The following is a 12,421-nucleotide window of genomic DNA, read 5'->3' as shown; positions in this document are numbered from 1 at the left end:
GTCAAATGTTGAGAGCAAACTTTTTTAAATTTTTTAAATATCAAAAAAATAGTAGTCATCAAATTGTGCAATATAATTCATATGAAAATTTTTCCTTAGAAGATCAAATCCAAACTAAAATTATAGAGATTGATCAAAAAATCTTTGAGAATAACAAAGCGCTAGTTGAAGCACAGATTGTAAAATTACGTTCTACATTCTCAAAAACGAATAATTTTATAGAACAAATTGGAAAGAATGTATACAAAACAAAATTAAATAACTCAATTAATTGCTACCAAACACAACTTAAGGAACTATATCTTAGTCGTAGACAATTAGAAATCAATCTAGAAAAACTTAAAGGTATCTTTTGGCTAAATCGAATCAAAAGACTTCTGAGAATTATTTTAATAGGATTTTCTATCTTTTTAACTATATTTATCTTTTTATCTGGTTTTATAATTATTATTTATTTAATGCCATTAATTATATTAATCTTATTGGGATATTTTGTATCCCAACAAAGATATTAATCCATATTTAAATGTAAATCAAGCTTAAATAATAGTCAAATCAAAATAAATTTAATAATCTCTGAAGCATATTTCTTCAAAATTTTCTTTGTGCCTTTAATAGCATTGGCGTTAAAACTCATAACCAAACACCCAAGGAACTGGCTGAATAAGCATAAATAATTTCTCAAAATTAAGTAATTTTATAAAATGATTGGTACTAGCAAAACATATCATCTATTAATGCGCCTGCTTAAGGCACTACCAGTCAGAAGAAGAAGGTCTCTGTTGAAATTAATTCCTGTAGCAGCCTTGACTGGATTAGTAGATGTAATTGTAGTTGGACTTGTTTCTAGATTATTTACTGTTTTCATAGGCCAACCTAATCAACCTCCCTTACCGTTTCAAAATTTCATACCTGAAGATCCAAAAACAAAGGTTATCAGTCTAGTCATCATATATATAGCAATGAATTGGCTAGCCTCATTTTCGAAATTATTTCTTAAAGCATCACAAGAAAGACTTCGGGTAGCAGTGTGGAAGGACTTATCAGAATTAGCCCAGAAAAAATTATTATCTCAATCATACGAATTCTTCTTAAACAAGAAAAAATCTGATTTATCATCAAAAGTTTTAATCAACATTTCTAGAGTCTCAGAATTTCTAGTCAAACCAATACTTCAGATTTCTAGTGGGTTATGTGTGATTACTTTTATATGTATTGCTGTTCTTTTTATCGCAAAATCGATAGCTCTTTATTTAATAATAAGTCTCTTATTGTTTTATATATTTATTTCATTATTTATAACACCTTTCATAAGATATTCTTCTCGTCAAAGAATCAAATTAGAGAAAGAAACAAATAATATTCTCTCAGAATCAATGCGAACAATTATTGATGTTCACCTTACTAGCTCAGAACCTTACTTCGAAAAAAGGTATAAATTAGCAAGCAAAAGCTCTTTCCCTTTCATTTGGAAAGCTGAGGTTTTACCTGAATTACCTAGGTCATTGATAGAGCCTTTTGGTATCACTTTAATTTTTGCTATTGGTCTTTTCCCATACATCACTGGAAAGAACGATTCAATACTAATTGAGATAGTTCCATTCTTAGCAACGATTGCAGTAGCTGCATTAAAACTAACTCCGCCATTACAAGATTCATTTAGAGCATTGACTTCAATGCGTGCATCAATACCTGATTTAGAGGAGATCTTAAAGTTGATAGAACTTCCTTCTACTAGGCTAACTAAAAGATCCATAGGCGTACCGAAAAAAGAAGGGATTGAGCCGAGAAACAACATAAAACTTCAGAAACTGAGTTATAAGTATCCCAACAGCAACGAATACACTTTAAAAAGCATTAACCTGACTATTCCCATTGGTTCACGAATAGCTTTTGTAGGAGAAACTGGAAGTGGAAAAACCACCACAGCGAATCAATTACTATGTCTTCTGAGACCAACAGACGGACATTTGCTATTGGATGGAGTTGCAGTAACTGATACAGAAGTGCCTGCTTGGCAGGATTGTTGCTCTTACGTTCCCCAATCAATTACATTATTAAATAGCAATATTATTCAAAATATTGCATATGGTTTAGATGAACAAATAATTGATCATGAAAGAGTCTGGGATGCACTTAGGGCAGCTCAATTAGCAGATTTGGTATCACAAATGCCAATGGGTTTACATTCCTCAGTTGGTGAAAATGGTATCAGATTGTCTGGTGGACAACGACAACGACTAGCAATAGCAAGAGCTTTTTATAGACAATCAAAATTATTAGTTTTAGATGAAGCAACTAGTGCCTTAGATAACAGAACAGAAGCTGAGGTAATGAACGCAATAGAAATTATAGGTAGACGTTGCACAATAGTCACGATTGCCCACAGATTATCTACAATTGAGAGATCAGATTGCATATATGAATTTAACGCGGGGGAGATAGTTGCATTTGGAGATTACCAACAATTACTGAAGCAATCTCAAACTTTTTTTAATATGGTAGAAATAGCAAAAAGAACACACGAATCTAATTTATAAATAAAAAAAGTTTGACTAAAATCAAACTTTAAAAAAGAATATTAAAATCTATCAATTCTTTAGTTGATAGATAAAAAATTAGCCCTGTTCCAATAATTGATCCAAGTAATCCTCCGATTAAGCCAAAAAATAATGTACTAAGGTTTTTTCCATCAGTGGTAGGAGCTTGAGTAGATATAGGCAGTTGTTCAACTAGTTTTAAGCGCTCAGTGGCAGGTCTTCGACTGGTTTGTTGATGTCTAACAAGTGCTTCGAAATCTGGCATTGAATTTGTTGAGCAATGGAACAATAGGCCGACCAACCTGACATTCGCCTGGGATCGGATCGACCTTTATCGTCTACTGCATCAATCACAGCTGATCCCTGGTTTTCTGCTTTATCAAAAGCAGATAGTAAAGGGATATCACCTTCTAATACAGTTAAGTCAAATTTTTGTAAGGCTTCTCTTGCTTCATTTGCAATTCGCCTTTGACGGAAGTCAACCTTAACTAATAACACTGCATGAGGAATATTTAACTGTTTTAACAAAGAGGCTAATTCTACGGTTAATTCAACCGATCTTGCTTTTGGCGCTGTAGGCAAAAGAACAAGGTCAGAACCAGCTGCTAAATGTTTCAATTCTTCTTCATCAGTACTTGCTTGTCCATCAGTAATAACAATTTCTGAGAATCTTGTTGCTTTGGCAGCTGCCTCTACAGGGACAATATTAAATTTAAGATTACCTCTTAAACCATAAGCAAGAGCCGATCGGTTTCTATCAGCATCAACTAAACAAACATTTTTCCCTTCGGAAGACCATACACTTGCGAGATGAATTGAGGTACAAGTTTTAGCTACTCCACCTTTTTGGCCACATACAGTTATGAACAAAGGAAGGGATTTACATCTAAAAACAATCTGGAGGATCTCATTCAAAAGTCAAGTAGCAACCAGAAGATTAATCAAGTAATACTAATAAGAACAAGCAAATTTATAAGAAAAATCTATACATATGAGTCAATTTTGTATCTTCAAATACATCTTTACATAATAATTGGTAATTCAATCATCAAAGGAAAGTATTTATACTTGCAAGAAGTTTTTTCTAATGCATATTAATAATATGATTTCAAAAAAATATGTTGATTAAAAAAATTTTAATAAATACAAAAAAGAATCTTTTAAACATTTTAAGTATTTTTAACGTCCAAAAAGGAGACTTTTCAGATAGGTCTGAAAACCTCACATCTATACCTGGCATTGGAACAAAAAACTGCAATAATTTCTATGAAGCAGGATACCTGACACCTGAATCAATTATCTCTGCTTCTGATGAAGAACTTTTAACGATACCCGGAGTTGGTATTAGCTTTGTTAAAAAGTTAAGAGAAACATTAGGAAGGGTATAATTTCAAGCGTTAAATAATTATATAAAAATTTTTTTTACCAAGGTAAGACCTCGCCATTTGAATGCCAGAAGTTACCTGTATTTTCAAGTGTAAGTTCATCAATTCTATCAATTAGTCCTTTGACTGATTCTGTAGGATGAATACCATTAGAAGTAAATCCTGTCATTCGAGTACTGACTAAACCTGGATGTAAAATTCCAACCGAAATACCTCTAGGCTTTAAATCAACTGATAAAGATTTGCCAGCCATACATAAAGCAACTTTTGACATCCTATATCCATATGAACCACCAGAATTATTGTCCTCTATTGAACCCATACGACTACTTATTAAAGCTATTTTTGCAGATTTACTGAGCTTACTGAGCAAAGTATGAACACAACATAAAGGACTTAATGCATTTACCTCGAATTGATGAACAATACTTTGAGGATCTAAATTGGAAAGAGAGTTAAATTCTGCAATTCCAGCATTTTGAATCAAGACGTCAATACTAGAATCTTTTAAATTGTCTCTAAGCTTAACGACAGAGTCTCCTGAAGTGATATCAATATTTGTCTCAACTCTTACTGACAAGGAATTCAATTCTGGAGAAGTAGATCTACAAGTAGCTATCACATCCTCTCCTCTATCTTTCAATTGTCGAACAAGTTCTAAACCAATACCTCTATTGGATCCAGTAATTAAATAAGTAGTCAAAATAAGTATCTAGCTTCCACAAGCTTAAAACAAAAATCATTCGTATTGATAGAAAATACAACTTTGAAGGGAAAAATTATTATTAAATAAAGTAAGTTTCATGAATAATTCACATCCTCATAGATAAATAATTTATATCTAAAAAAGATACTAAGAGAATATTTGACCCTACAAAAATTAAATATTACTTTGCTTGTTAATTCTCAAGATAGTCGAATGCAATAGAAATCTTTTTTATGAACAAGTAATCTCCAAAGCTCGCTTCAGTCTGTAAATTGATCTAAGATTTTATTAATATAAAAAGTCTCATCTGAAGAATTAATTTAATGATTTGTTTTTTATCATTCTTTAAAAACTTTCTCAGAACCACCAATTGCAGTATTTAATGAAATTTGATAAGCCTTTTCATGTAGACCAAGCTCATTATTTCTTATTATAGAATCAAACCAATTATCATTATCAAGATTTTGAATTTTTTTTATCCTATACCCCAAGTTTAACTTCTGATATGCAAGTTTTCTCCAACTACCATCTTTCTTACGATATCCAAACTCAAAATAATATACACCTTTGTTTACGGGGATAGGAAATGTGATAGAAGATTGATATTTACTGATCTCAATCTCTTTCATAATACAAGTTGAATCATTTCTCCTTCTATTATTACTTATATCAAATAATCTGATAGCACAAAAACAGCTATTACTAAACTCAATCCGGAAATTATCAATCTTATCAATTTCCCAAATACATTTTACATACCCATTTCCAAGATTATTAACTTTTAAAATGCTAAAGCTATTAGTTAATTTATGTAAACCACTCCAAATATATTGTTTCAAGATTAAATTACGGCTAATTTTCATTATTATTCAAAAATATTTAGTAGTTTAGTTAATTCATGTTGTTTACCGTAAATTTTAAAGTTACTAGAACTTAATAAATTAGGCTGCTTGAGTACCATCTCTATCAGAAAGAATGGCATCGACAAAATCTACAGTAGCTCTTCTTGATGAAATATTACTTGTCTTCCAGTGATTAATTAAAGTTTTCAACTCAATTATCCTTTGTTCTGCAACTTCAATTCTTTCTTTATTTGACATCGAAATAAGATGGTGACTTATATGCTTTTAGCCTAACCTTTTTAAAATATATTTCAAGAGACTACTAAAAAATATTGAATTTGGATTATCCGAATACAAATATAGATCTGGAAAGGAGTTTTAGCATAAAAAAGCCAGCTGCTAAGCAGCTGGCTTAAAAATTAATAGCTAAATACAAATCTAACTATATAAATCTATTAATAATAAAACCGTTCGAGGCAAAAGTAACAGAAAAAACAAAATTTTTTCTAGCCATTGACTCTTGACCGATTAGTAGATGCGACAATGGATCACCTCCGTAAATAAACATGTAAAAATGATAGCAAAAAAAATCTAAGTCGATAAATTAATCTACAAATTTAGAAAAAAATAAAGATTTGAAGATGATTGTAGAAAGAGGACAGCTCATTCCAAAGGAGAGAAACTCCAATCAATCATGTAATACAAATTATTCAGACCAAAGAATTAAATATTCAAACTATTTATGTTGCAACAAAGATAAATAAAAAAAGTAGAAATTTGTTTATGTTACACGTTGAGTATATTTTTTCGCTAAAAAGATAATCCTTTATATCAGTCTCATGAGTCAATTACTTTTTGGAGGTTTACTATCAACCCCAGCACCGACAGCACCTATTGTAGGCATTGCGTTTATTGTTTTATTTGCAATCGTAGGAGTTATGGTTGGACCAGACTATGACGGAATGAATGCACCTGCGTTAAACGGTTCAGAAGAAACAAATCAAGACTGATTTAATTACAGATCAAATTGTCGATTTAAAAACGAAAATAGTTAATAGATTTAAATTATCTATTAACTATTTTTTTGGGAATATGAAAGTTAGAAAATGCCTGGTATGAATTGGCCGGTAGTAGCATATGCTCCTACACCTGCAACTATGCCTAACATCGCCATCAAGCCGTTGAAACGTTCAGCGCCAGAATTCATGTCTATAAATAAAAATAACATTAACTATGTAGATCAACTCAACGAGAAGGGGAATACCGAACAAGTTAGTACGTTTCAAAAATCTAAACAGACTAAATAAGAACTTAATTACTTGAACGCGAAGACATAGCACTTGAAGCAATCAATAGTATGCTTTGCAAAATAAAAAGGGTAGAGAGAATTTCCACTTCGAACAACTAAAACTAATACTAGTGTACTATACATCAACACCTTCGCAAATCTTTTGGATTTTCGTACATGCAATGTATTAACTTTAAATAATTACAGGATTATGCAAGAAAACCCTCAGAGGAAAAAGAAAAGAAGAGAAGACTATTAAAACAAAGTCGTATTGTTCCGACTTTGTTTCCGACCTTTTAAACCTATACAAAAGTAAGATTAGCTAATGCGTTTATTGCGCCAAATCCTTTACCTATATCTACTTTTTGAGAATCTGTATAAGAAATTGGTTTGCAAGCTATTAAATTAGCAGTGAGGGCGTAAAACCCGAATTAAGTACGCCATTGATATCCGCAAAGTTGGAGAAAAAACGGCAGTAGAGCCATTAATTGAATATGCCGGCCCTAAATATCGATCACTATTCCATGCCACTGCACGATTCGATTCATGAAAATAAGCATCAATGCTATTAATACCTGTAAGTGGTAGAGATTAATATAATTGCTCTGAAAAGCTAATAATTTGTGGATTTAAATTATTTGCAGTCACTTTTTTTATTTTTATATATAATGTAATTGCGTATGATAATTATTAACTAGCTATTAATAAGTAGTAAATAATTATTAATAGCTAGTTATTGGTTCTATAAAAGAAATTTGTAATTTTTATTATGAAAATAAATACAAAAGAATCTTTTATAGTAATTATTTTAGGGTTCTTTGTCATTTTTTTCTTGCAGATATCAATTTCACAAGCATTAGAATTGGATTTAACGGCAGCTCAAAATGCAGTTGGAAAAAGATTTGCAAGTAAATTCTGCGAAGCTAAGGAAAAAGGATTTTCGTCAGAATCTTCAAGTGAGTTTGCATTAAATAATACTTATTTAAAATTTGTCGCCTTTCCTGAAGATGATAAATTTTTAGAGGATCTTTGGGAGTTTACAATAGGAAGAATTCGAAATGATTGTGGTACATACGTTACTAATAATGAAGAAGCTATTTTAAGAGACTTTTTCAAAGAAGAAGGAGAAATAGCAAGTAATCGTGATTTATATTTACCACACTAATGACTACTATCTATGATTTTATAGTCATAGGTGCAGGAATATCTGCTTGCACGTTTGCATCACTTCTGAACAAAAAATCTCCTGATATTTCTATATTATTAGTTGAACATGGAAGAAGAATTGGTGGGCGAGCTACAACCAGACAATCAAGAAAAAATAAAATTCTTGAATATGATCATGGTTTACCATCTATTAATTTTAGCAAACATGTTTCAGAAGATATATTAAAATTAGTTTCGCCATTAATAGAGTCAAAAAAATTGCTAGATATTTCAAAAGATATTTTATTAATTAATGAATTTGGCCTTTTAAGTAAAGCATTGAATGCTAATTTAATTTATAGGAGTTCTCCCTTAATGGTAAACTTTTGTGAGGAAATAATCAATCAATCTATTAACCGCAAAAAAATAAATTTTTCATTTCAAACACTAATTAAATCAATTAAACATATAAATGACATATGGGAGGTAAAAGCTAATAATGGAATACTTATTAAATCCAAAAATTTGATTTTATCGAGTTCTTTAATAGCACATCCAAGATGTTTAAAAATTCTGAATATCACCTCTTTACCACTTAGAGATGCCTTTATTCCAGGAAAAGATAAAGTCGTGGATACTTTATTAAAAGAAACAAGAAAATTGACTTATATCATGCGAAAAGTTTATATTTTTTATGTTTCTAATTTGTCTTTAGTCCAAAGCTTTAATAATCAATATTTACAAATAATCTTTTCAAATGTAATTAAAGAGGATTTAAATTTCGAAAGAATTATTTTTCAAAGACAATCCGATGGATCTATTATTATTGCCCTACACTGCTTTTATATAAATAATCTACCCGAGATCAATATTAATAATATAATCAATTCTTTGAAATCACTATTTACAAACTATAAAGTATTTTTGGATTTGTTTTCCGAAGCAAGCCTTATTGATAAGATGGATTGGAGAGCTTCTCAACCTCTTAATCACTTATTACCCAAAGAATTACAGTGGTCTGATAGTAGTAAGATTGGCTTTTGTGGGGATTGGTTTGATATGAATAGTTATGGAGGCGTAGAGTCGGCAATGAATAGTTCACTCAGTTTGGTAAATTTTTTGAATCAGAGTTGATCTATAAAATGTCTTATAAATAATATTCTCATTATGGAAATATTAAAGAAGATCAGAAAAATTTTTAGATTTATCAAAATTTCAAAGAATTTATGTTTTACGTCTTGCTTTATTTATGAGGAGTAGATATATATGATTTGTATTTGTTATTATTATGATTACGGTTGTTTTTCTACTTGTTGTAGGCTTGGCTGGTTGGACTATCTCAACATTAATGAGTAAAGGAAAGCATCAAGATGACATTACTAAAGAGCTAGGAAATATTCTTGAAAGCTTAAAGTTGCTGACTTCATCAATAACTGCACTTGTCAAACTTTTGATGAAAGATTCTATTGCTTCAGCGAAGGAAGAAGATTTTCAACCAATCAGTTCTAATGTTATTGATCTCTTAAAGCTAGAAAAGAAAGGTGATAAGAAAGCCGCTTGATTTTTCGTCCAACAAATATTTAGGTTTTTATGGTTAATTTCTAGTCTTTAATTATGTCCAAACTCTAGCTTCTACTAATCCATAAACGCGCTCCAGAAAACCATTCTCCAAGATCATCTTGATCGAGATTGTATTTACGTAGTGTTCATTTGAACTTAGATCAAGTCCATTAAGCAATTCATCGATTTGATTTGAAATTTGATCTTGTCTTTGAATTCGTGAGGCTTTTCTGATCCAACTAGACAAGCTTTGATTCTTCGTCGCATATTCATTGATATAAATCCTTTCTTAAAGGGTTACCTCATTTCCAATTGAAATTCTAGTTAATATTTCTTTTATTAGAAGACAAGAAGATGTAATAAGCAAGATTAAATATCTATTCTGTTCTGTCTAGCTTGAAATATATGAAGTGTTGATTCAACTTTAGACTTATTTTGAATTTCTAGAAATCTTTTTCCAAAGTCTTTAGTCTAGTCCACTTTAGCGATACATATTGTTCTTATTATGTGTGATTGATATTACATACGAAATTATTGCAATAACACTTTGGTTAATGAATTCGCAGCACAATTTTTTTTATATAAGTTGTTTACTATCCATAAATTATCCATTATGTGAAAATTTTTTTAATGTCTCAAGGTTAATAATTTTCAAAGTACTTTCTTCTGTTGCTTCAAGATCAATTAAAGGAGCCATTCCATCTTCAAATGCTTCTTTCCATCTAGGAGCACAAAGACACCAGTGGTCGCCTTTTTTTAAGCCAGGAAAGCCCATTTGAGGCGTTGATAGATCATTTCCTTGAGCTTTGCTGTAAGTAAGAAACTGTTCAGTGATGACAGAACAAACAGTATGCATTCCTTGATCTGATATATCTGTTCTGCATGATCCATCTCGATACCATCCAGTCATAGGACTGCAGCAACATGATTTAAGTTCAGTGCCTAAAACGTTTTTTTGCAACATGACTTGTTTTTTCCTTATGTCTATAGTATGACTTGATCTAATTATTTCTCAAGTATTAAAGGTTTGAAAAGATGACAGCCCAATTAATACAAGTTGCCTCTGGTTATGGAGGGAAAAAAAAATTAACAACTCTTATTTTTAAACTGACCTAATCTTGTTAATCATACACTTATTAGATCAAGTTGATTATCCTGAACCTATATACAAGAAAACTCTAAACAAATGAATATCAATACCATTTTTCTTTTTCTTTTAGTAATAGCTGCTTATCTAAATTTATATTTAACGTTTACAAAAAAAAAGAAAAAAACAAAACTGCCCATATCATCTAAAGAGTGGAGAGAAAAAGTAGAAGATGAAAACTTTAAATCATGGATTTCTAATCGAAAACGATTAAAAGAGAAAAGGAAAGAAAATATTGATAAACCTCAAGATTACTCATGAAAACTTTATAAATTATTCACTATAGATGATATTTTTGTAACTATGACTTAATAAAATTAATTACAACATTAACTAGATGTTCCAGTAAAGCAAAATCCATTCTTAATACAAAAGTTATACGCAAATATTTTCAATGAGTCAGGCATTTCCTGCCATTGCATTTCTTCAAGATTATTTAATTGATCTGAGTTTAAACTCTCTTTCACTTCATATGCCTCCATCATATTGGCCCAACTTGAAGAAAAGCTATCAAGATAAAAAGCTTTCTGGTTTTGATTAAAAAAATTGATTATATCCTCATTGGTAACTACTTCTCTGGAAAGTTTCTTATAGTGTTCAAATTCTGAAGACCAATCTGGAGTTAAGCTGTCAGGCATCAATCACAATTTTTAATACATCATTATAATTTATGAAGTGCACAATTATGAGAGGGATGACCAAATGCACATAATGATTTAATTAGAAAATTCAACTTTGATCTTAAAAACTAGGCTCAGGTGATTAAAGGAAAATCGCTAATGACTAAATTTTCAACTCAAATTAATAATCTATATCAATCAATCCAAATAATAGAGGTTGGAAGAATCTATGCAATCTATACGAGAAAGAAAAATCAATTCCTAATTAATCTTTATTGGTGCAATGCTGTAAATGACGTAAGACTAAATTTCGATAACTTTGTTGAAACGATTGATTTCCAATAGGATATGAAAAAAGAGTTATTAATTTCTCTATGCAACTAAGGAGTTTAGAGGGATGTCGATTGGTAATAGGTAAATATCCACCATTTAGCTACAACGCTTATGGGGGAGGAGGCGAAGCGACATTACTTCCAAATCAGAAAAATAAACTCCTACATATCAACTTTTCATCTAAAACATTCTCAATTCCTCCTCTTACTTCAAAAACAACTAAATTTTTATCTTTTCCATTACCTCCAGGTTTCAAGATAGAAATGTCTATGGAACAGCTAAAAGGAACTATTAATATGAATTCTGGAGAAGTCTTATTGAAATTTGAATCCTATTTTCTTTTTAGCATTGGATCTATGCTTAAGTTTCCTAAATTAATAATTAAGACCTTGCTCACATCAGGAAAAGTAAAAGGTAAATTACACGAAGGAGAAGGTCATGTTCTTCAAAATAATGGAAAAATAAAGTTGGTAGGTATTTCCATTATCCCTAAAACTGGTAATAAGATCTTAGATACTTTCCTTGGCCTTCCTAATGAAGCATTAGCAGAACTACGCTGTGAAATTAAATAAAAGTTTAAGATACTCATATCTCCTTCTCCTAATCCAAGCATCAAATAATAAAATCAGATCATAGTCTGATCTTTATAATCACCCCAAGAAATAAAACTTATTCAGGTCTTGTGACAGAGACTATATTGCCTTTAGATGTTATAAAACTTTCTTAATTATCTGATCTTGATGTACAGAAATTTTATTTTATTAGACCAGCGAATCCACACCGAATCCAATCAATATTTCCTTATAAGAGTTATCTAGTTCTTCAAATAACGAATTAGAAAAAAGTAATATTTT

Annotated in this window: 18 protein-coding genes; 10 read left to right on the top strand and 8 right to left on the bottom strand. The window is 30.6% G+C overall.

The features are described 5' to 3' along the window. Positions 1–5 precede the first annotated feature (5 nt). Positions 6–515, top strand: a complete 510-nt coding sequence (locus tag EW15_RS00515) for a hypothetical protein (RefSeq protein ID WP_038650605.1) — start codon at positions 6–8, stop codon at positions 513–515. Between the two features lie 189 nt (positions 516–704). Beyond that, on the top strand, positions 705–2,540 hold the full coding sequence (locus tag EW15_RS00510) for an ABC transporter ATP-binding protein (RefSeq protein WP_038650603.1): 1,836 nt from the start codon (positions 705–707) through the stop codon (positions 2,538–2,540). 28 nt (positions 2,541–2,568) lie between these two features. Here the strand turns inward: EW15_RS00510 and EW15_RS10990 are convergent, their stop codons facing one another. Both EW15_RS10990 and EW15_RS00505 read right to left on the bottom strand, forming a co-directional pair. Continuing rightward, the gene (locus EW15_RS10990) at positions 2,569–2,805 is read right to left on the bottom strand and encodes a hypothetical protein (protein ID WP_197049689.1); all 237 of its coding nucleotides are present in this window, start codon (positions 2,803–2,805) and stop codon (positions 2,569–2,571) included. Next, complete coding sequence (locus tag EW15_RS00505) at positions 2,739–3,410, bottom strand: ParA family protein (protein ID WP_038650600.1); 672 nt, start codon at positions 3,408–3,410, stop codon at positions 2,739–2,741. Before EW15_RS00505 ends, EW15_RS10990 begins: the two co-directional genes overlap by 67 nt. A 248-nt stretch (positions 3,411–3,658) precedes the next feature. Between EW15_RS00505 and EW15_RS00500 the strand changes: the two genes are divergently transcribed. Next, positions 3,659–3,928 carry a helix-hairpin-helix domain-containing protein gene (locus EW15_RS00500; RefSeq protein WP_038650597.1) on the top strand — a complete coding sequence of 90 codons (270 nt, stop codon included), beginning with the start codon at positions 3,659–3,661 and terminating at the stop codon, positions 3,926–3,928. A gap of 34 nt (positions 3,929–3,962) precedes the next feature. Here the strand turns inward: EW15_RS00500 and EW15_RS00495 are convergent, their stop codons facing one another. The 3 genes from EW15_RS00495 to EW15_RS00485 all read right to left on the bottom strand — a co-directional run bounded on the left by EW15_RS00495 (position 3,963) and on the right by EW15_RS00485 (position 5,731). Next, the gene (locus tag EW15_RS00495; RefSeq protein WP_038650594.1) at positions 3,963–4,628 is read right to left on the bottom strand and encodes an SDR family oxidoreductase; all 666 of its coding nucleotides are present in this window, start codon (positions 4,626–4,628) and stop codon (positions 3,963–3,965) included. A gap of 341 nt (positions 4,629–4,969) precedes the next feature. Next, on the bottom strand, positions 4,970–5,494 hold the full coding sequence (locus EW15_RS00490; RefSeq protein ID WP_225866575.1) for a DUF4912 domain-containing protein: 525 nt from the start codon (positions 5,492–5,494) through the stop codon (positions 4,970–4,972). Positions 5,495–5,572: 78 nt separating this feature from the next. Then, a complete protein-coding gene (locus EW15_RS00485) occupies positions 5,573–5,731 on the bottom strand; it encodes a hypothetical protein (RefSeq protein ID WP_225866574.1) in 159 nt (52 codons plus the stop codon). A 581-nt stretch (positions 5,732–6,312) separates the two neighbouring features. Between EW15_RS00485 and EW15_RS10985 the strand changes: the two genes are divergently transcribed. The 4 genes from EW15_RS10985 to EW15_RS00465 all read left to right on the top strand — a co-directional run bounded on the left by EW15_RS10985 (position 6,313) and on the right by EW15_RS00465 (position 9,468). After that, entirely contained in the window at positions 6,313–6,483 is a 171-nt protein-coding gene (locus tag EW15_RS10985; RefSeq protein ID WP_197049688.1) for a hypothetical protein, read from the top strand. A gap of 1,047 nt (positions 6,484–7,530) precedes the next feature. Next, complete coding sequence (locus tag EW15_RS00475) at positions 7,531–7,926, top strand: hypothetical protein (protein ID WP_038650588.1); 396 nt, start codon at positions 7,531–7,533, stop codon at positions 7,924–7,926. Next, on the top strand, positions 7,926–9,041 hold the full coding sequence (locus EW15_RS00470) for an NAD(P)/FAD-dependent oxidoreductase (RefSeq protein WP_038650585.1): 1,116 nt from the start codon (positions 7,926–7,928) through the stop codon (positions 9,039–9,041). The genes EW15_RS00475 and EW15_RS00470 overlap by 1 nt, the downstream gene beginning before the upstream one ends. Before the next feature lie 154 nt (positions 9,042–9,195). Then, positions 9,196–9,468, top strand: coding sequence for a hypothetical protein (locus tag EW15_RS00465; protein ID WP_038650582.1), 273 nt, complete (start codon positions 9,196–9,198; stop codon positions 9,466–9,468). Between the two features lie 51 nt (positions 9,469–9,519). On the opposite strand, the gene EW15_RS11415 is transcribed toward EW15_RS00465, so the two are convergent. Then, the gene (locus tag EW15_RS11415; RefSeq protein ID WP_225866573.1) at positions 9,520–9,714 is read right to left on the bottom strand and encodes a hypothetical protein; all 195 of its coding nucleotides are present in this window, start codon (positions 9,712–9,714) and stop codon (positions 9,520–9,522) included. Between the two features lie 357 nt (positions 9,715–10,071). Continuing rightward, a complete protein-coding gene (locus EW15_RS00455; RefSeq protein ID WP_038650578.1) occupies positions 10,072–10,431 on the bottom strand; it encodes a DUF2237 family protein in 360 nt (119 codons plus the stop codon). Positions 10,432–10,653: 222 nt separating this feature from the next. Between EW15_RS00455 and EW15_RS00450 the strand changes: the two genes are divergently transcribed. Next, positions 10,654–10,875 carry a hypothetical protein gene (locus tag EW15_RS00450; RefSeq protein ID WP_038650575.1) on the top strand — a complete coding sequence of 74 codons (222 nt, stop codon included), beginning with the start codon at positions 10,654–10,656 and terminating at the stop codon, positions 10,873–10,875. Positions 10,876–10,943: 68 nt separating this feature from the next. On the opposite strand, the gene EW15_RS00445 is transcribed toward EW15_RS00450, so the two are convergent. Further along, positions 10,944–11,252, bottom strand: a complete 309-nt coding sequence (locus tag EW15_RS00445; protein WP_038650572.1) for a hypothetical protein — start codon at positions 11,250–11,252, stop codon at positions 10,944–10,946. Positions 11,253–11,393: 141 nt separating this feature from the next. Here EW15_RS00445 and EW15_RS00440 point away from each other — a divergent pair, with 141 nt between their 5' ends. Both EW15_RS00440 and EW15_RS00435 read left to right on the top strand, forming a co-directional pair. Beyond that, complete coding sequence (locus EW15_RS00440; RefSeq protein ID WP_038650570.1) at positions 11,394–11,579, top strand: hypothetical protein; 186 nt, start codon at positions 11,394–11,396, stop codon at positions 11,577–11,579. Positions 11,580–11,608: 29 nt separating this feature from the next. Further along, positions 11,609–12,139, top strand: coding sequence for a hypothetical protein (locus tag EW15_RS00435; RefSeq protein WP_038650567.1), 531 nt, complete (start codon positions 11,609–11,611; stop codon positions 12,137–12,139). The last annotated feature ends 282 nt before the right edge of the window (positions 12,140–12,421 follow it).

Origin of the sequence: Prochlorococcus sp. MIT 0801, from assembly GCF_000757865.1 — a bacterium.
Lineage (GTDB): Bacteria > Cyanobacteriota > Cyanobacteriia > PCC-6307 > Cyanobiaceae > Prochlorococcus_B.
The sequence above is the reverse complement of the archived record's forward strand: the minus strand, read 5'-3'. Positions and strand labels throughout refer to the sequence as shown.

What these genes read in the sequence shown, in the direction of transcription:
- EW15_RS00515 (WP_038650605.1), top strand. Translation starts at nt 6, where the DNA reads ATGTTGAGAGCAAACTTTTTTAAATTTTTTAAATATCAAAAAAATAGT.
- EW15_RS00510 (WP_038650603.1), top strand. Translation starts at nt 705, where the DNA reads ATGATTGGTACTAGCAAAACATATCATCTATTAATGCGCCTGCTTAAG.
- EW15_RS10990 (WP_197049689.1), bottom strand. Translation starts at nt 2,805, where the DNA reads ATGCCAGATTTCGAAGCACTTGTTAGACATCAACAAACCAGTCGAAGA.
- EW15_RS00500 (WP_038650597.1), top strand. Translation starts at nt 3,659, where the DNA reads ATGTTGATTAAAAAAATTTTAATAAATACAAAAAAGAATCTTTTAAAC.
- EW15_RS00490 (WP_225866575.1), bottom strand. Translation starts at nt 5,494, where the DNA reads ATGAAAATTAGCCGTAATTTAATCTTGAAACAATATATTTGGAGTGGT.
- EW15_RS00485 (WP_225866574.1), bottom strand. Translation starts at nt 5,731, where the DNA reads ATGTCAAATAAAGAAAGAATTGAAGTTGCAGAACAAAGGATAATTGAG.
- EW15_RS10985 (WP_197049688.1), top strand. Translation starts at nt 6,313, where the DNA reads ATGAGTCAATTACTTTTTGGAGGTTTACTATCAACCCCAGCACCGACA.
- EW15_RS00475 (WP_038650588.1), top strand. Translation starts at nt 7,531, where the DNA reads ATGAAAATAAATACAAAAGAATCTTTTATAGTAATTATTTTAGGGTTC.
- EW15_RS00470 (WP_038650585.1), top strand. Translation starts at nt 7,926, where the DNA reads ATGACTACTATCTATGATTTTATAGTCATAGGTGCAGGAATATCTGCT.
- EW15_RS00465 (WP_038650582.1), top strand. Translation starts at nt 9,196, where the DNA reads ATGATTACGGTTGTTTTTCTACTTGTTGTAGGCTTGGCTGGTTGGACT.
- EW15_RS00455 (WP_038650578.1), bottom strand. Translation starts at nt 10,431, where the DNA reads ATGTTGCAAAAAAACGTTTTAGGCACTGAACTTAAATCATGTTGCTGC.
- EW15_RS00450 (WP_038650575.1), top strand. Translation starts at nt 10,654, where the DNA reads ATGAATATCAATACCATTTTTCTTTTTCTTTTAGTAATAGCTGCTTAT.
- EW15_RS00445 (WP_038650572.1), bottom strand. Translation starts at nt 11,252, where the DNA reads ATGCCTGACAGCTTAACTCCAGATTGGTCTTCAGAATTTGAACACTAT.
- EW15_RS00440 (WP_038650570.1), top strand. Translation starts at nt 11,394, where the DNA reads ATGACTAAATTTTCAACTCAAATTAATAATCTATATCAATCAATCCAA.
- EW15_RS00435 (WP_038650567.1), top strand. Translation starts at nt 11,609, where the DNA reads ATGCAACTAAGGAGTTTAGAGGGATGTCGATTGGTAATAGGTAAATAT.